Genomic DNA, 18,207 nt, shown 5'->3' on the forward strand with positions numbered 1-18,207 from the left:
CGGCGCCAGTTGCAAGGAGAGCGGCAGCCGGACGCATCGCGCGCCCGGCCGCCGACGACATCATCGCCAGCCCGCTCAGGCCGCGCCCTTCAGCTTCTTGGTGCATTCGCTGAAGTAGCCGCCGCCCTTCTGGATCCACTTCATGCCGCCATTGGCGTTGGTCGCCTTGTTGGCATTGTACTGATCGACACAGGTGTGCATGCGGGCCTTGCCGGCGGTCTCCTTGGCGTATTTCGGATCCACGGCATTGGGGAACACGGCGGGACCGCTGGGCGCGGGAGCCGCCTCCTTCGCTGCGGACTTCGTCTCCTTCGCCGGCTTGGCCTCGGCGGCAGGCGCGGCTGGAGCCGCCGCGGCCGGGGCGGCGTCGCTGCCACACTGCGCCTTGCGGAAGTCGTTCCACTTCTGGCCGCCCAGCGTGCCGGCCTCCTTCGCCTGCTTGTATTTGGCGCTGCATTCCTGCGCGGTCAGCGCGTGGGCCGGCGCGGCGGCGAAGGCCGTGAGGCCGACCACGGCCAGCGCGGCCAGTGACGAACCAACCAGTGACGAACCAACCAATGATTTTGCCTGAAAACTCATCCCAGATCTCCCCGTGGAGCATGTTGAATGGGACGGTAATTCTAGCGAGGCGCCTGCGGCCGACAAAGCAGGCCGGAGCGTGGCTGCGCGAAAATATAATTTGCCTCGCGCGACGATCCGGCTCATTCCATTCACTCCGGGTTCAGCATGGCCGGACGTCGCGCCATGCCTTTCGTTCGAGGATTTCTGCATGACTTTCACTGCCCGGGCGGCTGCCGCGGCCGTCGCGACTGCCATCCTGCTGGCCGCGGGCCCGGCCTCGTCGCAACCCGGATTGACACTGCCGTCCCGCCCCGATGCCGCCACCGACAAGTTCGCCACCATGGACAAGACGGCGCGGCGGGCGATTTCCGTCGCCTGCTCCAAGGAGGCCGACGACCAGGGACTGAAGGGCAAGGCGCGCGGCAAATATCGCTCCGCCTGCAAGCGCGACAAGGCGGCGGCAGCTGCGGCCGCCGCGCCCGCGCCGACGCCGACGCCGACGCCGGAGAAGCCGAAATGATCGGCAGCGGCGGGCACCCGCACGCATGGCGCCTGCGCAATGCCGGGAATTGTTCGGAACGGCGGCTTTTGGCATAAGGCGCCGTGCGCCAGATCATCTCCTCCCTCCCCTTTGCTGCTCCGAACCGCGCCAAGACCCTGAGCGCGATCGAGACGCTTGCCCTCGGCACCGCCGGCGGTCTGATCTTCCTCGTCGCCCACCTGCCCGGCGGGCTGATCTCCGGGGCGATGATCGCCACCGCGATCGCCGCCATCGCCGGCCGGCCGCTGTCGATGCCGCCGATCCTCACCCAGACCGTGCTGCTGCTGCTCGGCATCTCGATCGGCGCGATCGTCTCGCGCGAGCTGATCACGCATGTCAGCGCCTATCCGGTGACGATCGCACTGCTGGCGCTGGCGACCTTCTGCTCGACCTTCGGCTCCAGCTTCTATCTGCAGCGCGTCCATGGCTGGGACCGCACCTCGGCGCTGCTCGCCGGCAGCCCCGGCGCGCTGTCGCAGATCACGATGCTCGCGGTCGAGCGCGGCGCCGACCTGCCGGCGATCGCGGTGGTGCAGACGCTGCGCGTGATCATCCTGACCGCGGCCCTGCCGCTGGTGCTGGCGCTCGCCGGGGTGGCGCCGGCCGAGCAGATCTCGCTCGGCCAGGCCGAGGCCTCGCCACTCGGCCTGCTCGCCCTGCTGGTGGCCTCGCTGGTCGCGGCCATGCTGATGCAGCTGATCAAGTTTCCGGCGAGCTGGCTGTTCGGCGCGATGGTTGCCAGCGGCATTCTGCACGGCACCGACCTGGTCGAAGGCGGCCTGCCGGAATGGATGCGCGGCGTGGCGCTGATCGGCATCGGCGCCCTGATCGGCAGCCGCTTCGCGCGGATGCGGGTAAAGACCCTGGTCGGCCATCTCAGGGCTGCGCTCGGCTCGTTCGCGATCGCCGTCGCGATCTCTGCCGCCTTCGTCGCCGTCATCGTGCTGACGACGCATGTGCGCTTCTCCGACACCATCGTCGCCTTCGCGCCCGGCGCGATGGACGCGATGATGGCGCTGGCCCTCACGCTGCACATCGACCCGATCTTCGTCGGCGCCCATCACCTCTCGCGTTTCGTCTTCGTCACCATCGCCACCCCCGGCATCGTCCACCTGTTCGGCCGGCCGCAGGAGGATGTCGACGACTAAAGCGCGATGAGATCAGGATGAATCGTCATCGCGCTTTAGGTTGTTGTTTGCGCATGATCTTTTCGGAAAACCGCTGCGCACTTTCCGGATCATGCTTTAGGCGGCGCTCGTCTTGCGCGTGACGCCCCAGGCCGCGACCGCGGCGATCAAGAGCGAGATCAGCACGCTGTAGCCGGCGAGCGACAGTCCGAGGAAGCGAAACTGCACCTCGTCGCAGCGCACGACGTGAACGCTGTCCAGCCGCTCCAGCAGGTTGCCGGCGCTGCCGAGATTGCCGATCGGCCCGGTGCATTCGGTCGGCCCCGGCCAGAAGCCCCATTCGACGCCGGAGTGGTAGACGCCGAGCCCGGCATTGCCGAGCGCCGCCAACGCGATCAGGCCGAGGCCGGCGAGCACCAGCGCGCGCGGCGCGCCGCCCCTCACCGCGAGCGCCAGCACCAGCCCGAGCGGCACGATCGCGTAATAGGCCCAGCGCTGCTTCAGGCAGAGCTCGCAGGGCTGCAGGCCCCAGACCAGCTGCATGTACCAGGCACCCGCCAGCGCCGCCGCCGCGATGCCGGCCGCGAGCAGCGCCGCCGTCACCGCCGGGCTCATGGCCCCCGCCGCCGGGCGCGCCATCACAGAGGTATTGCTCATCGGTCCTCCCGAACGGGCTGCATCCGGTCCAACGCCGGGCCGCTCCGGCTCCTACTCCCGCCAGCGAAAGCTGTCGAGATGAGCCGCCATCACGTCCGTGCGGGTTGACCCTGCCCCGCCGCCCGCTATAGTCCGGCCGCTTCGCTTGGTTCCTGCACAGGGCCACGGCGAATGCCCCTGTGGCGGAACTGGTAGACGCGCTCGACTCAAAATCGAGTTCCGCAAGGAGTGCTGGTTCGATTCCGGCCAGGGGCACCAAGGAATATCTTCCTAGAGACCGCTTTCGGTCATCGCAATCACCCCGCATGCCGGGCCACGATGGTGGCCGGCATACTGCCTATCGCGACGCAGCTTGTGCCCGTGCGGATCGGCGGACTGCTGCTGGGCGGTGGCGGCCGTCGATGGGCGGGGCAAAAGGGCCTCGTCGCCATGGCATGCGCTCGCCGAGAAGATGAGGCTGCGACCTTTCGGCTTAATCACGCGCTCGCACTTTTCGCTTCGAACATGGAATAGATGAATTGGCCGACATAGATGCCGAATGCGCTTTCCGTGACGCCAATCAATGTCTTGAAGGTGTCGAAGTCGGCGATTCCGACATTGTAGGCCCTCAGCGCGATCAGGCACAAAACAGCCGCCACAAACAATGCGGGGATGGCGCATGACACCAAGGCATAGACTGGATTGATTTTATTCTGGCCGTAACTCCTGTCGTCCTTGTGCTTGATTATGAAGGCGATGATCGCGCTAGTGTAGCCGGCAAACAGCGGGCCTATGATGCCGGCCGTCGTAGTCAATTCCTCAAACGAAAATCCGCCCGCAAATGTGAAGGCGACGAGCGCGATAAACACGGCGATATGGCTCGCGATCATGAACAGACCTACAGTGATTCTGTTTCGGTTCTCCGTCATGCCATTGCTCCGAGCTAGGGTGCTTGCCTGATCAGTGTTGCGAGCTGGCGGGCGAAGTCCTCCAAGGGGCGCGAATACTTCGGCTCCATGTCGCGGTCGTATCCTTGATCGGTCGAAGGCGGGTTGATGCCGGAACCGAGACTTCCATCGACTTGGATGCGGAGCCGGCGTCCCGCGGCAGCATTGGAAAGCGTGACCGTTATCTGAAGGCGCTCCCATTCACTGCTGCCGAGGATCACGACGCCGCGCATGCCGCGCGAGACCATTTCCAAATAGTCGCTGTCCTGTTCCACGAGCGTCACGCTGCCGCCGCGGCCGCTCAGATATGACCTGAGGGTGCGTTGAATGCTGCCGATGATGGCGCGATCCAACTCTATCTCGGTCGGCTTGACGAGTGCAGGGACGTTGCCAATTCTTTCTTCGTCTTCTTTCGACAGGGTGATCGGCGTGCTGCGCGACTTGCAAATGGACGTTTCCGGGCGGACGGAGCCTTCGGAATAGACGTGCCACCAGCAATCGCCGGAAAAACCGAGAACAATGTGGCGTCTTGGAACGCCGGAAAACATGCTGATCTTTCCGACAAGGGCTGTCCGGTAATCCATGCCCAATTGATCGTTGAGGGCCTCAGATATGGGTTCCCACTCGTCGTTTGTCTCATGAATCAAGAAGCCTACCTTGAGCTGAGGTTTGTTATTCACATCTTTTGACGCCATGTGGTCGAGGAGAGTGTTTAGTATGCCTTTGAAATCCCGATCGTAGGAATCAACTTGGAAATAACTGGCCAATTGATTTTCCTGAAGCCAGCCGAGAAGCGGGCCGGCCTCGGCCGGCAATATCAACGGGTTGAAGTCGTAGCGAAGGACGATGGTCGCGGCCGGCCGAGTTGAACTCCAGCAACGGAGATCGATTCGATAGGAGCCCTCGTGCGCGAAGTAGGTGTTGTTGAAATGCCCGCCGCCGGAACTGGAGCCCCTCTGTGATATTGCTTTGTTTCGGACGTCCTCGGTCTGAAAGTTGATGTTAGGTGCACAGTCGGAATCATCGATCTGGTGGCCTTCGAGAGTGATCCGACCCTTCTGTGGCAGTGTGACGGTAACCTGGATATTTGCACCCGCCGGAATAGCGACGTTCGTCGACGTCGATGGAGAAAGAGAAATCATCTGGGCGCCGGCATTCGACGGCGCTGAAAATGCCAGACCCCAGAAAATGGCAATCCAGAGAGGGACGAAGTGCGTCCGGCCGACAGGTAGCGATCCGATTTTTGGCATCTGCGCCCCCGGGAATTCCGACCACACGGTTAGGTTTTTTTGTTCTACTCTTCTCGCAAAGAGTGCGATATTTAGAGCTTCTCCGCAAGATGCCCTGGTGTTCAACGCGCTCTTTTTGACGGATCCGCCGAACGCGGTCGGCTAATCGCCAGCGCCCATGCGCCGTCAACGGTGCTCGCCGACCCGGCAGGTCGTGCTGAAAACCGCGATTGCCGCCGGCAGTGCCCGTTCACACTCCGAACGCCGACATCGTAAAGCAACGGCGAGGTAAACTTTTCGAGCGTCGTCAGCCTAGTCTAGCGTCTTCCGGATCGCCCCGGGGAATGCAGCTCAGGTCATCCGGCTTGGGCGATCTACTACATTGAGCTATGAGCCCCCTGTGGTTCGATACACGCGATTGATCGAGAGTATTCTTGAGATAACCCGTCGAGGATCACCTATAGAAAAAGAACTGAACCAGCCCTGACTTGGGACCAAAGATCGTGTGAGTAAGCCTGTGAGTACGCGTTCAATGGGCTGCTAAAGGGCCATATTTTGTAGCGTTATTGGTAGTTGCTCGATTCCGGCCAGGGCACCAACTCGGCTGTTCAGGCCCGTTCCAAATCGTCCGCAACCGTCCGCCCCCTGCTCGGGACCCCTTGAAAAATGGGCCTTTCCGCGCACATTCGTGTTCATCACGGTTTGTTCTCGTTCGATCCCAGCCACCCGACTTGTTGGTATTTTGTTGGTATCGTGTTGGTATCGGGAGAACAAACGTTCACGGCGACCTTCGCTATTCCGAACGAAGGATTGGAGCAGATGACCCGCAAGAATGGTAGCGCGTGCACAAAACCCACCCGGACTCTAAACGCTGCTGGATGAAACTTCGGTGGCAGGTCAAAGGCAGCAGGGTCTGGAGTTAGGCGACGTGAAGCTGCTGACAGCGTCAACTTTTTGGGTTGGTGTGGTCGGAATCCCTCTCCAGCTGTTGTCCGCCTCACTATCGGCGCTTGCGATAGTCGCCACCCTACATGCGGCTGGCTACTCCGTCACACGGAGGAGCGCACTCCCGTTCGGACCATGTCTGGCTTTTGGGCTGCTCGTCAGCCTTGCTGCGCAGGAAAGTGGATGGCTTGTTTGAGTCGTATACATCCGGGCACCCGCAGGAGGATTCTGCCAGCCCTGGGCGCTTGAACCATCAAGCTTAGAACGCCGTCAGTTTCAGGGACAGAGCTGAAGGTCGATCGTGCCCGCCCTGCACAATCTGCACACCCGACGGATCAATCATCTTCACCTGCCAGCCCTGATAACGTCTCGTTTTCGGTGACCCATATGCCACCGCCGGTGCCGATGGAAGGCAGCAGGCTAATATACGGCGTCCGGCCTTCGTATCAGAACATCGACCTGAACTCGCTCACACGGCGATCGAGGGATGTCGCCAGCATGCCGGCATCCCGGCCTGCTCTCAATCGCGTGCCTCGGCGACGGCTTGGGCCATGCTGTGGACTGATTTGGCCTTGCGAACCCGTTCCTCCAAGCGAGCTGCGTCCTCCTGATCCATCGACGACTCCTTGATCAACTTGATTACAAGGGCCTTGGCTTCCTCAAGGGTTAGGACCCGCGAATTGGACAATTGTAGCTGCACAACCAAAGGAATCGATAGGGTCAGCCACCCCAGCACCAGAAGCAGGACATAAGAGAATATCGGAGCGCCGAGAGTACGTGGGCCGGCGAATCCGACAGGCACCACCTCTTCGATCTCCGACAACTCCAATGATGAACTCAGAAGCCGAGCGCCCCGCAGCCTGCGCACCACCAACTCCCCCAGCGAGATGACACATTGTCTCGGCCTGGTCTCAATGATCCGCTCAAGCCTTGGGCCTCGCAGCCCTTCCCGTAAAATGAGCAACCCCGCCGGAGTCATTGGCACCCACATTGTCCTCCACCTAGACCCGAGATTCCGCCACCGACGCCTACGCCCTGAGCCCAGCCAGGGGCCCCGACGATCGTGCGCAACACTGGATTACGCGCATGCAGGAAGTTGTGCCACTCCTTGCTAGGCATCGGATTCAGGTTCCAGGGCTGATTCTTGATCCAATTCGGCACCATTCTGCCAACTGTACTTCTCTGCTCGATGAGCCAATGGTGCACTTCTTGACCTCTCTCGAGATCCCAGACATGCTTCCCGAGCCAACTCCTTGTCACCTTCCAGGCGTTAGATCCTGTTTTCCACATAAACGCTCCATCAGCCACACCACCAGTCAAGGCTCCTGCAATCGTCGCAATCCCTACGTCCGTCCAGTTGACGCACTCAATCCGGCCACCGTTCTCAACAAGTTGGAAAATCAAATCGAGCCCGCCAAAGAACGCCGCGCCAGCGAGGCCAAACTCGCCGGAGGGATCAACGTTGTGGACAGGATTTCCACCCGCGTAGAGGTAAAGGCTGGGGCCATCCACGAGCGCGAGCGGATCGGCCTGGGTGTATCTGCCGATCGACGCATCGTAGTGACGGTGCCAGTTGTAGTGCAATCCTGACTCAACGAGGAAATATTGGCCAGGAAAGCGCAGGTTGATGCTCGCGGTTCCCGTGATTGATCGTACTTCACCATAGGGCCAGTACCACGCATCCCAAGCCACATTCTGGTTCACGTCTGTCATCTTGCTCGGGCGGTCAAGGTGGTCGGGGTGGACGTAGAACTGCCTGGGCTCCGCCGTGTCGAGATCTGAAAACAGCGCCAGCGGCATGTCGTCCAGCCAAACATATTCCCGCTGTGTCGTTCCCACCGCGTTTGCTTCCGCCAGCAGGCGACCGGACCTGTCGTAGATGTAGTGTGTCGTCGCGGATGGCATCATGTTTTGCGTGTCGCGCACCGCCATCCGGTCCAGTCCATCATATGCATAACTGGCAGTCGGCGTCGAGCCGATCGATAGCCGGTCGAGCCGGTTGCGATTGTTGTAGTGGTAGTTGTATGTCGTTGTGCCCCTGATATCGGTCACGATGTTGCCGGCGCCGTCGTTCGTGACGCTGCGCAGCGTGGTCGGCCCCTCCGTGGTGCCGACATAAAGATTGCTGTTATAGGGATATCCCAGAACTCTGGTCGTCGTTGTGCTGTCAACCGTGAAAACGTCGCCAGTTCGATTGCCGACTGCATCCTGCCAATAGGTTTGCGTTCCCCAGTCGCCGTAGACGTTTTGCAGGCGATGACTCGGCGTGAAGACATAATTGTCCGTCCGAGGGGTGATATTGTTGTCCCACACGTTGGTAATATCGAAATCGTTGTACCAGTACGTGTATGCGCGATTGATGATCGAGTTCGCGCCCTGTTCGACGACCAGCGTACTAAGATTATAGTCCTGCGTGAATGTCTTCCAAAGGACCAGCCCGTTACCATACGAAAGCGATTGAAGCGGCCCAAACGATTGATAGGTAACCCACTTTGCCAAAAGAGATTCGACGCTCGTCGCGTCCGCCTGCTGCGTAACAGTCGTGATACGCCCGGCCGCGCCACGATAGTAGTTGACGATGCGGCCCGAAGGATAGGTAACCTTGGTGACCTGACCGTCGAGATCGTAGTCGTAGCCGACGACATAGACGAGCCCTGCGGTCGTCTTCTTCTCTTGGATGACCTGGCCAAGCGCGTTGTAGTTCCATTCGATGGAACCGGAGGCATCGTCTATCCGTGTCAACCGGCCGATGCCCCGATTGCCGCCCCCAGTGGAGTCCCAGGTGTATGTGATGTTCTCACCCGGCGAGGCCGGAAATTGCTTCGTCAAAAGCCGCCCAGCGAGGTCATAGGTCATATTGGTAACAATCCCGCGCCCATCCGTCATCTGGGTCGGCTTGCCTAATTCGTTGTAGACGTAGATCGTCGTGCCCGTATCAGGGCTGGTGCGCTGGACCACATCGCCAAAGCCATTTCTAACAAGGCCTGTGTTAAGCGAACGCGGGTCGCTATAGTTGGTGATATCGTCCCGCCCGTTGAATTGCACCGTTTCGGCGTTGGATTCCTCATCAGTCGTCTTGATCACTCGGTTCAACGCGTCGAAGCTCCAGCCGAAGATATTCGACCGAGGATCGGTGACTGAAATCCGATTGTCGGTTCTATCGTACGCATGCGTCCATGTCTGGTTCGATGCTCCGACGAACTTGAGCAGCCGGCCAAGCTGATCGAATACAGCTGTCTGCGAAAATTGCACGGTACCGCTCGGATCCCTGATCTGACGACCGGTGACGTTGCCCATGCTGTCCCGAGAGTAGACGATCGTCGCCCCGGTGTCGTCCTGCACTTGCGTAAGACGGCGGGCGCCATCATAGGAAAGCTTGAAGTACGCGCCGCTCGGACGCGTAATTTGGGTAATCTGCCCCACGCTATCATAGACAATGCTGGTGGTCGCTGAAAAGCCCGACGGATCGATCGTTATGCTCGTAGGCCTGCCGTAGCCATCATAGCGCAACGCATAGATCACACCGTTTGGGTCCGCAATGGTGGTGGGTTGGCCTCGATCATTCCAAGCCGAGACTGTGGTTACGAGTCCTAACTCGTCGGTAATCGATTGGATGAAGCCGATCGCGTTATAGGTGAAGCTCACCGTCTGATTCGCCAACGGGCCCGACACGCCTGAAAGCAGCCCATTGGCGCCGTAGGTATATGTGAGCGTTCGTGTCTGCCCCGCTGTTGAATATGGAACGGACGTTGTTGTCGTGTCGGTCTGCGTTAAGGACGTGAGTTGTCCGGAGTCGCTCCAGATGAACGAGCTGGTAAGTCCGGGCTCGACGATTTGGGTTGGTACGCGCCATTTGGCATTCCAGGCATAGGTCGTCGTGCTCGCACTTGACGAGCCCGAACCGCGAGTTACCGAAATCGGAAGGCCCGTCGATGGATCATTGACATAGGCAGTCACGCGTCCCTCGGCATCCGCCACTCCCGACAGGAATTGGTTCGAGTCATAGGAATAGCTTGTTGTTGCAGTCGGGAGAAAACTTGCCGCCTGTCTCTGGCGTTGAATCAGCAGCAGATTGGTTCCAGCTCCAAACGATGCGCCTGGGACATTGGCAGAGGAAGCGATCGCGTACGTCGCCACTTCGGTCGCGCCGAGTGGATTTGTTATCGTTGTTGCAATCGTCTGGGCGCTATAACCAGCGGCGGAACTAAAGTGGAGGCTCGCGGGAGAGTAGCTGAGAGCGGTCTGCCCCACGTTTCCCGCCAGGTTATTGGACACAACGCGAGACGATGAATCCATGCTCCAAGTCGAGTAGATCACACCACGGGAATCGGTGTAACTCGAAAGAATCATCCTGTTTGGATCGTTTGGGGAATTGACATACGAATAGGACGTTGTCTCATTCGTCGCAGCGAGGGTCACGCTGCCGAGAGATCCCGTTGCCTGTGCCGCAGCGGCCGGATCGCCGATCGGGCGAATCTGTGAATAGATCTGCGAGTAGATCGCAGCCTGGGCCGGGTTTGCAGCATAAGTGTAGCTTGCCACAATCGATCCGCCGGCGATCAGCGCCGTCATGTGCCCATAACCGTCATACTGAAAAGCGATGCTTCGGCCCAGGCTGTCGCTCACCGACGCCAAGTGCGTCGTCGCGGCGTCATAGTTTAGTGTCTGCGAATAACCTCCTGGATACTGAACGGCGACAAGGGAGCCGCGCCTTGCCGGACCTGTAAGACTGTTAGTGAAAACGTAGTGAATGCCATCCAGATCCGTCAGGGTAACCTGCGATCCGTCCGAGTTGATCGACACGGATTGACCGATGCCGCGCCCACCCGCCACAGACACCGCCTGGTCTGCTGCGTTCACATAGTAGAGTCCCGGAGCGTAATTACCCGAACCGGTCGAGTCGACAAAGAACAAGGTGTTGCCGCTGGGCAGCACGAAGTAGAGCGCGTGCGGATAGCGAGCTCCGGGGTAAGGATTGTACATCCGAGCATCGAAGTTGGAGCGCCACGCCCCAGTAACAGACTCCAAAATCGACTTCTGAAGCCAGATCGACGAAAGCCTTGGCTGATCGCTATTGGCGTAGTAGCGCTCAAATTTGAGCGGATACGGCCCGGCAGTCTGATAGTCGACATAGTGCTGAACTGGAAGTCCAGTTGCTGGATCTATTGGGTCTCCCACGCAAAAGCCGCACTTCGGATCGTCGCGATGCGGATGATCCGGTCTTATAGTCCCGCACCCCTCGCCCTGGATGTACAAGTATCCGGGATCGCAACCATCCCAGAATGCCGTTGCGTAACTCACGGAGAGGCTCGGCGCAATGGGACAATTCGGATGGGTATCATCGATAGCGTGGCAACTATAGTGCGCCTCGATCGTGGCGCCCGGACCGGACGCGCCCTGCAAGCAACCCGTGAAGTATTTGTAGTAAGTTGGATCCTGATTTGTCGGCCTGACGTACGTTTCGAACGATTGCTGCGCAAGCAAGCAACCATCCGTCCCCCTGATTACTTTGCCTACCCCATCCGACGCGTACCACACGTCGGCAGCCGCTGGCGCGCAACTTAGAGATATCGCAACCACCATGCGAACCAAGACAGTTGCGAGGGCAGTAGAGTAAATTGCTAGCCAACAGCAAATGGCGCCGACAAGCCGCTCCAAGGGCTCCATGAGCTTGGAGCGATAAGGCTCACGTCCGGCGACCGAACCCAAAGAGGTGCCTGCGAGGCGCAATTTCTCAAGGCGAACTGTTGCACACGGATCTATAAACCACTTTAAGTTGCATAACGCATTTGCAGGCGAAATGATCGTCATCTTTGTCCCGAATTCTGCGAACAACTGCACAAACTAAGGTTGTTTAATTCCCCTGATACCGCAAGCGGGGCCCTGGAGATTCTTATAGCGTTATCCACACGGATTCATTGTTGAGCCGCATTGCTAGAAAAACTCGATGCTCGCCGATGGAATGCATCGCGAAAAAAGAGCTGCTGACGGAGAAGACTGGCCTGTTTACACCGCGTCGGCTTTTTCCGCATCGGTGCTTAGCATCCGTTTGCGAAACAACCTCTGCGAGAACTTAGGAGCATTGATGAATTCCATGCTGATCAAATCGCTTCGCCATCTCTGCAGCTTCTACGACGGATTCCACTGCATGGTCTAGTTGTGACAGCCCTACGACACACTGACCGTCAGAGCCGGCAGACAACAGCCGCCGCGCGCCGAACGAATGGACCACGACCAAGAATCGGTTCCGCGGATATGAACCGTCTGCGCCACAGCCATAACGTCCCTATCAGGGCGGTGCCGAGCTTACGTCATCTTCCAGCTGAGAAGGAAATAGGGATGTACCGGATTGTCCGTCATTCGGATAACAGCTCGATATCGAGAAACCTGGCCTGACTTTGCGACTTCGATACAGATCATGAAGGCGCGACCGCGCAAGGATGACGTTGGCTCTTCGTTTGCGCCGATCGGAAATGGAGGCGGGCGATCTGAGCCCGCCCCTTGCTTACTGATCATCTCGGGCATCGCCGCCAGAGCTTCAGGTGTGGCACGTCGTGGGTCAACGAACTGGCTTCCGGAATACACGGTCACGGCAGGTTCGATCCGCTGGAAGAGAGCAGGCGTCATGTCCATTACGAGAAGAAGCTCGTCGACGCTCTGAAACGGACCGTTGCGCGGCCGGTGGGGACTATTCGCCGCGCGATAGTCGAACTCCTTGGCGCCATTAAGATGCTTCAGTTCGCTCGCGGTTCGCCAGTCCACGATCTTGTCTGCAAGCCCATTTGCCGCATCGGCGTTTAGCCCCGCCGACCGCAGCAAACTGGCAAGCAAGGCAGGGTCGGCCTGGTTGATGTCGATCTTGCCGAGCTCGTCCTGGATCACGATCCGGATCTCGGCTTCGCCAAAGTGGAGCAGGTGAACCTCGCCTACACCTGGCCGCAAGAGGCGGTCAGATTTTTGATCAAACAATCCCGACACGGCGTAGTCCAGCGCCCCGTCTGCAGTCGCACTCAGAATCGCAAGTTCACAATCGTTGCGGGCGAGGCGGTACGACACGTCGCTGCCCCAGAGCAGCGACAGTGACAACGTTGTCAATAATCCTAGCATCCACAGGACCGCTATGACTGGCATTTCGGATCTCTGGGACTGCCATGGTCCGAAGATCGCTTGGCGGACGACGGTTTCGAGAAGACATGTAAGAGACCCAGCTCATATGAGAGCATCGAGAGGCCGAACCAAGCAGGAACGACCAATTCGCGCTCCTCCTCTACGAGCGGCTGTCTGCGGATTGGCCCTTGATCTTTCGTCTGTGCAAACAAGGCTATTCTACTCCGGCTCGAGGGGCCGCAGCGCGGCCTGTATTCTTCAATTCTTGGGGTAGAGCTGCAATTCGATCGCGCGGCCCGCCTGCTCGATCCGAACACCTGACGCGTCGATCGATGTCACCCGCCAGCCCTGAAACGTCTCGTTTTCGTTGATCCAGCAGCCTGCGCCCGCGCCAACCTTGCTGAGCAGATAGGCCTTGCTCTTGCCGCCGTTGATCATGACACCGCCGACCAGGAGGCCCGGGTCAGTGGCCACCAGGGGCGGAGCGGCCACCGGCATCGGCGGTGGCGGCGCGGGTGGGGGCGGCACGAACGGCTCGCGCGACTTCTGGAACACCGGATGGGCCAGGATCTCGGCATATGTCTGCAACGGCTGCCGTCCAGCCACGCCCGCCATGGTCCGGGGCACCGGCGCTTCCCAAGCCGCGCGGCGAGCGCCGGGCGCTTCGCCGCCTCCGACCGACGTCGCGAGCCAGGCGCCGAGCACTAGATCAAGACCCGCCAGGAGCGCCAGAACTCCGGCAAGCGGCGTCACCCGCCATCGCACGAGGCTCCTCATTGCACCGCACCGTAGATATCGAGCTGCGCCTGAAGCACTGGCTCCTCGGCCGTTCCCGAGCGCACCGCAGGCGCGCTCTTCAGCACCGCATTGGCAATGAACAAATATGGCCTTGCGCTCTCGACCGCGTGGACCGCGCGCATGACGGCGGGCAACGGCCCGGACAGATCGATCCGCGCGCCGCTGTACTTGATCTGATCGACGGTCCGGCCCGGCAGCGATTGAATCGCGCGGGACTGGGCGCCGGCATTGCCCATGATCGTCTTCAGCTTCGTCTGCAGGTCGGCGGCGATCACGTTCTCATTCGCACCCGTCAGAAACTCCCCGTTCTGGAGCTGCGACTCGGTTTCGGAGGCAAGGCCCTCGATGGCCGATGCCTGGGCTGCGATCGCGCTCAACCGTGCCAGCAGCGCCTGCTGTTGCTGGATCCGCGCCTCCCGCTCGGCGAACATCGCCGCAATCGGCGCCACGAAGCCCCAGAACAACACCGCAAGCAGCGCGAGGTTGACGACGATGAACAGGCCGCGGCGTCCGAGCGCGTCCCTGCGCTTGGTCCATTCGCTCATGGCGCCACCTCCTTGATGGCATCGGGCACACGAATCCTGGCCTGCAATGAAAAGCGCTCCCGGTTCTCGATCGGATCCATCGCGACCGGCGACGTCAGGGCAGCGTCCACGAACAGTCTCGATCCACCCAGCGTGTTGATCAGGCTTGGCGCCGCGGCCGAGAATCCGGTCATCGCGACCCTTGCGCTCCGCGGGTTCGCTCCCTCCACGAGCCGCAATTCGGTCAGCCAGGAATGCTTCGGCAGAATGCGCGAGGCTTCATCCCAGACGTCGATCAATCCCGGCACTTCGCTGCGCTGCAGACGAAGGCGCGACAGCGCCGTCCGCCGCTCCCGCAATTGATCCACCAGGACGCGAACGCGCTCGGCGCCCTTGCGGGCCACAACGATCTCGGCATCGAGCCGGTCCAGCGTGGCCTGTTGCCGGGCGAAGGTCAGGACCGCGATGCCGGACCCTAGAAGCACGGCGAGCGCGCCGAGCCCTGCGATCGCAACGGTCGAGGTCTTGCGGGCAGCCGCAGGACGCGCCAGTCGGATCGATGGCGAGGTTTGATCGTCGCCGAACACGACAAAGTCGATGTGCGCGACGGCAAGCCCGAGCTGATCTGCGGCCTGCTGCACGTGATGGCGCCGCGTGACCCATTGCCGAACCGCGATCCGACCGTCAGGCGATGTGGCGGTCAAGTGGTCGCAATAGATGTCCTCCGCCTTGAACGGCGTCCGGCGCAACAGGTCCTGCGGCACGATCGTATCGATCGCGCCCTTCGCCTCGGGTGGAAGCATGAGCTCGCGGCGAAAAACACTCTCCTCCGGCAGACGCAAGCCCAGATCCACGTCGCGCCGATCCAGACCATGCCGCTGCAGGATGGATGCAATCGCCGCCATCACTTCACCTGCATCGGTCGTTTCACCAGCCTGCACTCCTGATCGGGGCTCGTTCAACTGAAGCCGGATCCCCGTGCCGTCGCGATCGACCAGAAGTCTCGGCCGGCCGGCCGGCGCCATCGCGGCCACGAACCGGTGCGGCAGCAGATCGAGCGCTTCCCTGCACCACCAGGCGGCAGCCGATTGCGCCCAGTCGCGTGGACGCGCCGCACGAACCGTGGCCAGCAACGCGCCTCTATCCTTGCTCTCATGCATCGCCCGTCCCGCCGCCCTATCCCATGCGCGTCGCGCGCAGAACTTCGTCGATCGTGGTCTCGCCGCGCCAGACCTTCCGGACTCCGGTCTCGTACATGCTCTGCATGCCCTGCTCGCGGGCGGCGCGCTCGATCGCAGTGTCCGACGCCTTCGCCAGGATCAGACTCTGACATGCCTCGTCGATGACCAGCATCTCCGCGATGGTCGAACGTCCGGAGAAGCCGGCATTGCCGCAATCGGAGCAGCCTTGCGGCTGGCGAATGTCTGGCTGCCCCAACGCACGGAGTCCGGTCACGGACCGCTCGAAGCTCTCCGCCCAATAGCTCGCCTGCGGATGACCATGCGAACAACGGGAACAGAGCCTGCGTACCAAACGCTGCGCAATCACGCCCTTCAGTGTCGAGGCCAGCAGATAGTTCTCGACGCCGATGTCGATCAGGCGGGTGATCGCGGACGCCGCATCGTTGGTGTGCAGCGTCGACAGCACGAGGTGACCGGTCAACGAGGCCTGGATGGCGATGCGCGCCGTCTCGAGATCGCGGATTTCGCCGATCATGATGATATCCGGATCCTGCCGGAGCATCGAGCGCAGCGCATGGGGAAACGTCAACCCGATCTCCGACTGGACCTGGACCTGATTGATCCCCGGCATCTGATACTCGATCGGATCCTCCACCGAGAAGATCTTGCGCTCGGTGCTGTTGAGCGCCTTCAGCGCCGTATACAGCGTCGTGGTCTTGCCGCTGCCGGTCGGTCCGGTGACCAGGATGATGCCGTTGGGCTGCTGCAGCAGCGCCTGTAGCGTCGCGATATGCTCAGCGGAGAATCCTAGCTCGGCAAAATCCAGGCTGACGCGATTGCGGTCGAGCACGCGCAGCACGACGCTTTCGCCGAAGGCCGTGGGGATCGTGGAGACGCGGAAGTCAATGTCGATGCCACGGACCGCGATCTTGATGCGCCCGTCCTGCGGCAGGCGCCGCTCGGCAATGTCGAGCTTCGACATGATCTTCACGCGGGACGTGATCGCGGCACGCAGGTCCGCCGCGAGCACCTGGACCGAGCGCAAGGCGCCGTCGATGCGATAGCGGACGAGCACCTGGTCGACATTGGGCTCGATATGGATGTCCGACGCCCTCGCCTCGACGGCGTTGGTGATGATCAGGTTGACGAGGCGGATGATCGGCGCCTCGCTCGCAAGATCGCGCAACCGCTGCACGTCGGCTTCGTTGGCCTCGGCGCCGCCGGTGGCGCGGGTCTCGTCGCTGCGCGACATGGCGGGATAGAGCCCGGCGCAGGCCTTGTCGAAATCTGCGGCCGTAAACAGCCGCATGTCGACCGAAAGGCCCGTGAGGAAGGCAAGGGCCCGGATCGGATCGTGGTTGAACGGATCGGTCACGCCGACGGCAAGCCGGCCATCGCTGCAGCCGAGCGGCAGCACATGATTGTGACGCACGAACTCCGCTTCGACCAGTTCGGGCAACACGGGGTCGATCGGAATCTGATCCGGACGCACCAGATCGAGTGCCAGGAATTTCGACAACGCCGCGACCAGACCGGCCTCCGACACCAGACCGAGCTTGGTCAGCACGGTGTCGAGCCTGTCTCCGGTGGTTTGCGCCGCGCGTCCGGCACGGTCGAGGCTCATACGATCGACGATGCCTTCCTCGCGCAGGAAGTCGCCAAAACTCTGCAACAATGCGGTCCGGTCCATGTCGGGCATGGACCGGTGCAGCTGCGCGCGCGGCTGCTCGAGGTCTGCGGCGAAGGCGTCGGCCTGCTGCATCGCTGGCCCTGGGCGTCCCGTCATCGCGTCCCCCAGCTCAGCACCCAATAGGGCTGCTGCGGATTTTCCGTCAGGCGCACCGCGACCTCGCCTTCGACCACGCGCGACGCCTGGGAAAACTCGGTCCGGATCGTGAAGGCGCGCCCACGCAGCACCGTCATCGGGTTGCCTTCGGCAAGGCCGGACCTGGCACCGTCGCGCGCGGCCAGCGTCGCTTCGGCACTCTGCGCGGTCATGCCGGGCAGCGCGCGCAGCACCTCGCGCGGCGCCAATTGCGGATCGACGAACTGCCGTCCCGAATGGACCGTGAGCGCCGGCGCGATCCGGGCGAAGATCGCCGGAGTCATGTCCATCACCAGGAGCAGCTCATCGACGCTCTGAAACGGACCGTTGCGGGGATGATAGGCGGCGTTGCGCGACGCGTAGTCCCGGTCCTTGGCGCCGTTCAGATGCTTCAGGGACGTTGCGGTTCGCCAGTCCACGATCTTGTCGGCCAGGTCAGCGGCGGCCCGCGCGTCCAGCCCTGCTGATAGCAGCAGGCTGTTCAGCATGGCCTCATCGGTCTGGTTGAGGTCGACCCGTCCGAGCTCGTCCTGAATCCGGATGCCGATCTGCGTGCCGTTGAAATCGAGCATGTAGAGACGGCCATCGGCGTGCCAACGGCGATCCGCCCTCGCATCGAGCAGACCGTCGATGGCGGCATTGACACCGGCGTCGACGAGTGCGTTCAGAGCGGCCTGCTCGATGCCATTGCGGGCAAGGCCATAGGACACGCTGCTCGACCATGACAGCGAGAGCGCAATCGCCGTCAGTAGCGCAAGCCCCCAGAGAACCGACAGCACCGGCATG

The 18,207-nt window shown here is 61.3% G+C and carries 14 protein-coding genes and 1 tRNA gene; 3 read left to right on the forward strand and 12 right to left on the reverse strand.

Features of this window, described 5'->3' with window-relative positions; genetic code table 11:
• Nucleotides 1-75: 75 nt before the first annotated feature.
• On the reverse strand, nt 76-579 hold the full coding sequence (locus QXZ94_RS21495; RefSeq protein WP_315722102.1) for a hypothetical protein: 504 nt from the start codon (nt 577-579) through the stop codon (nt 76-78).
• Nucleotides 580-769: 190 nt separating this feature from the next.
• Between QXZ94_RS21495 and QXZ94_RS21500 the strand changes: the two genes are divergently transcribed.
• Nucleotides 770-1,081 carry a hypothetical protein gene (locus QXZ94_RS21500; protein ID WP_315722103.1) on the forward strand — a complete coding sequence of 104 codons (312 nt, stop codon included), beginning with the start codon at nt 770-772 and terminating at the stop codon, nt 1,079-1,081.
• A gap of 83 nt (nt 1,082-1,164) precedes the next feature.
• Nucleotides 1,165-2,250 carry an AbrB family transcriptional regulator gene (locus tag QXZ94_RS21505; protein ID WP_315722104.1) on the forward strand — a complete coding sequence of 362 codons (1,086 nt, stop codon included), beginning with the start codon at nt 1,165-1,167 and terminating at the stop codon, nt 2,248-2,250.
• A 96-nt stretch (nt 2,251-2,346) separates the two neighbouring features.
• Here QXZ94_RS21505 and QXZ94_RS21510 read toward each other — a convergent pair whose 3' ends face one another.
• Nucleotides 2,347-2,886: a disulfide bond formation protein B gene (locus QXZ94_RS21510; RefSeq protein ID WP_315722105.1), complete on the reverse strand. Its 540-nt coding sequence runs from the start codon at nt 2,884-2,886 to the stop codon at nt 2,347-2,349.
• 173 nt (nt 2,887-3,059) lie between these two features.
• Here QXZ94_RS21510 and QXZ94_RS21515 point away from each other — a divergent pair.
• Nucleotides 3,060-3,144 (forward strand) — tRNA-Leu (locus tag QXZ94_RS21515).
• 218 nt (nt 3,145-3,362) lie between these two features.
• On the opposite strand, the gene QXZ94_RS21520 is transcribed toward QXZ94_RS21515, so the two are convergent.
• The 10 genes from QXZ94_RS21520 to QXZ94_RS21565 all read right to left on the reverse strand — a co-directional run bounded on the left by QXZ94_RS21520 (nt 3,363) and on the right by QXZ94_RS21565 (nt 18,206).
• On the reverse strand, nt 3,363-3,794 hold the full coding sequence (locus tag QXZ94_RS21520; protein WP_315722106.1) for a hypothetical protein: 432 nt from the start codon (nt 3,792-3,794) through the stop codon (nt 3,363-3,365).
• A gap of 14 nt (nt 3,795-3,808) precedes the next feature.
• Nucleotides 3,809-5,062 (reverse strand): hypothetical protein, encoded by a 1,254-nt coding sequence (locus QXZ94_RS21525; RefSeq protein ID WP_315722107.1) that lies wholly within the window; start codon nt 5,060-5,062, stop codon nt 3,809-3,811.
• 1,444 nt (nt 5,063-6,506) lie between these two features.
• Entirely contained in the window at nt 6,507-6,815 is a 309-nt protein-coding gene (locus tag QXZ94_RS21530; protein ID WP_315722108.1) for a hypothetical protein, read from the reverse strand.
• A gap of 146 nt (nt 6,816-6,961) precedes the next feature.
• On the reverse strand, nt 6,962-11,470 hold the full coding sequence (locus QXZ94_RS21535) for an RHS repeat-associated core domain-containing protein (protein ID WP_315722109.1): 4,509 nt from the start codon (nt 11,468-11,470) through the stop codon (nt 6,962-6,964).
• Between the two features lie 822 nt (nt 11,471-12,292).
• Nucleotides 12,293-13,072 carry a type II secretion system protein GspK gene (locus QXZ94_RS21540; protein ID WP_315722110.1) on the reverse strand — a complete coding sequence of 260 codons (780 nt, stop codon included), beginning with the start codon at nt 13,070-13,072 and terminating at the stop codon, nt 12,293-12,295.
• A gap of 279 nt (nt 13,073-13,351) precedes the next feature.
• The gene (locus QXZ94_RS21545; protein ID WP_315722111.1) at nt 13,352-13,870 is read right to left on the reverse strand and encodes a hypothetical protein; all 519 of its coding nucleotides are present in this window, start codon (nt 13,868-13,870) and stop codon (nt 13,352-13,354) included.
• A complete protein-coding gene (gene gspM / locus QXZ94_RS21550; RefSeq protein WP_315722112.1) occupies nt 13,867-14,436 on the reverse strand; it encodes a type II secretion system protein GspM in 570 nt (189 codons plus the stop codon). The genes QXZ94_RS21545 and gspM overlap by 4 nt, the downstream gene beginning before the upstream one ends.
• Nucleotides 14,433-15,440, reverse strand: coding sequence for a PilN domain-containing protein (locus QXZ94_RS21555; protein ID WP_315726425.1), 1,008 nt, complete (start codon nt 15,438-15,440; stop codon nt 14,433-14,435). The genes gspM and QXZ94_RS21555 overlap by 4 nt, the downstream gene beginning before the upstream one ends.
• 151 nt (nt 15,441-15,591) lie before the next feature.
• On the reverse strand, nt 15,592-17,382 hold the full coding sequence (locus QXZ94_RS21560; RefSeq protein WP_409998763.1) for a GspE/PulE family protein: 1,791 nt from the start codon (nt 17,380-17,382) through the stop codon (nt 15,592-15,594).
• Nucleotides 17,379-18,206 carry a type II secretion system protein GspK gene (locus QXZ94_RS21565; protein WP_315722113.1) on the reverse strand — a complete coding sequence of 276 codons (828 nt, stop codon included), beginning with the start codon at nt 18,204-18,206 and terminating at the stop codon, nt 17,379-17,381. Before QXZ94_RS21565 ends, QXZ94_RS21560 begins: the two co-directional genes overlap by 4 nt.
• Between the last annotated feature and the right edge of the window lies 1 nt (nt 18,207).

The sequence above is a fragment of the Bradyrhizobium sp. SZCCHNS2022 genome (genome assembly GCF_032377575.1).
In the GTDB taxonomy this organism is placed as follows: Bacteria; Pseudomonadota; Alphaproteobacteria; order Rhizobiales; family Xanthobacteraceae; genus Bradyrhizobium; species Bradyrhizobium aeschynomenes.

Excerpts from the sequence above, each read along its gene's own strand:
- gspM (WP_315722112.1), bottom strand. The coding sequence starts at position 14,436 with ATGAGCGAATGGACCAAGCGCAGGGACGCGCTCGGACGCCGCGGCCTG.
- QXZ94_RS21510 (WP_315722105.1), bottom strand. The coding sequence starts at position 2,886 with ATGAGCAATACCTCTGTGATGGCGCGCCCGGCGGCGGGGGCCATGAGC.
- QXZ94_RS21500 (WP_315722103.1), top strand. The coding sequence starts at position 770 with ATGACTTTCACTGCCCGGGCGGCTGCCGCGGCCGTCGCGACTGCCATC.
- QXZ94_RS21520 (WP_315722106.1), bottom strand. The coding sequence starts at position 3,794 with ATGACGGAGAACCGAAACAGAATCACTGTAGGTCTGTTCATGATCGCG.
- QXZ94_RS21545 (WP_315722111.1), bottom strand. The coding sequence starts at position 13,870 with ATGAGGAGCCTCGTGCGATGGCGGGTGACGCCGCTTGCCGGAGTTCTG.
- QXZ94_RS21525 (WP_315722107.1), bottom strand. The coding sequence starts at position 5,062 with ATGCCAAAAATCGGATCGCTACCTGTCGGCCGGACGCACTTCGTCCCT.
- QXZ94_RS21565 (WP_315722113.1), bottom strand. The coding sequence starts at position 18,206 with ATGCCGGTGCTGTCGGTTCTCTGGGGGCTTGCGCTACTGACGGCGATT.
- QXZ94_RS21495 (WP_315722102.1), bottom strand. The coding sequence starts at position 579 with ATGAGTTTTCAGGCAAAATCATTGGTTGGTTCGTCACTGGTTGGTTCG.
- QXZ94_RS21560 (WP_409998763.1), bottom strand. The coding sequence starts at position 17,382 with ATGACGGGACGCCCAGGGCCAGCGATGCAGCAGGCCGACGCCTTCGCC.
- QXZ94_RS21555 (WP_315726425.1), bottom strand. The coding sequence starts at position 15,440 with ATGGCGCCGGCCGGCCGGCCGAGACTTCTGGTCGATCGCGACGGCACG.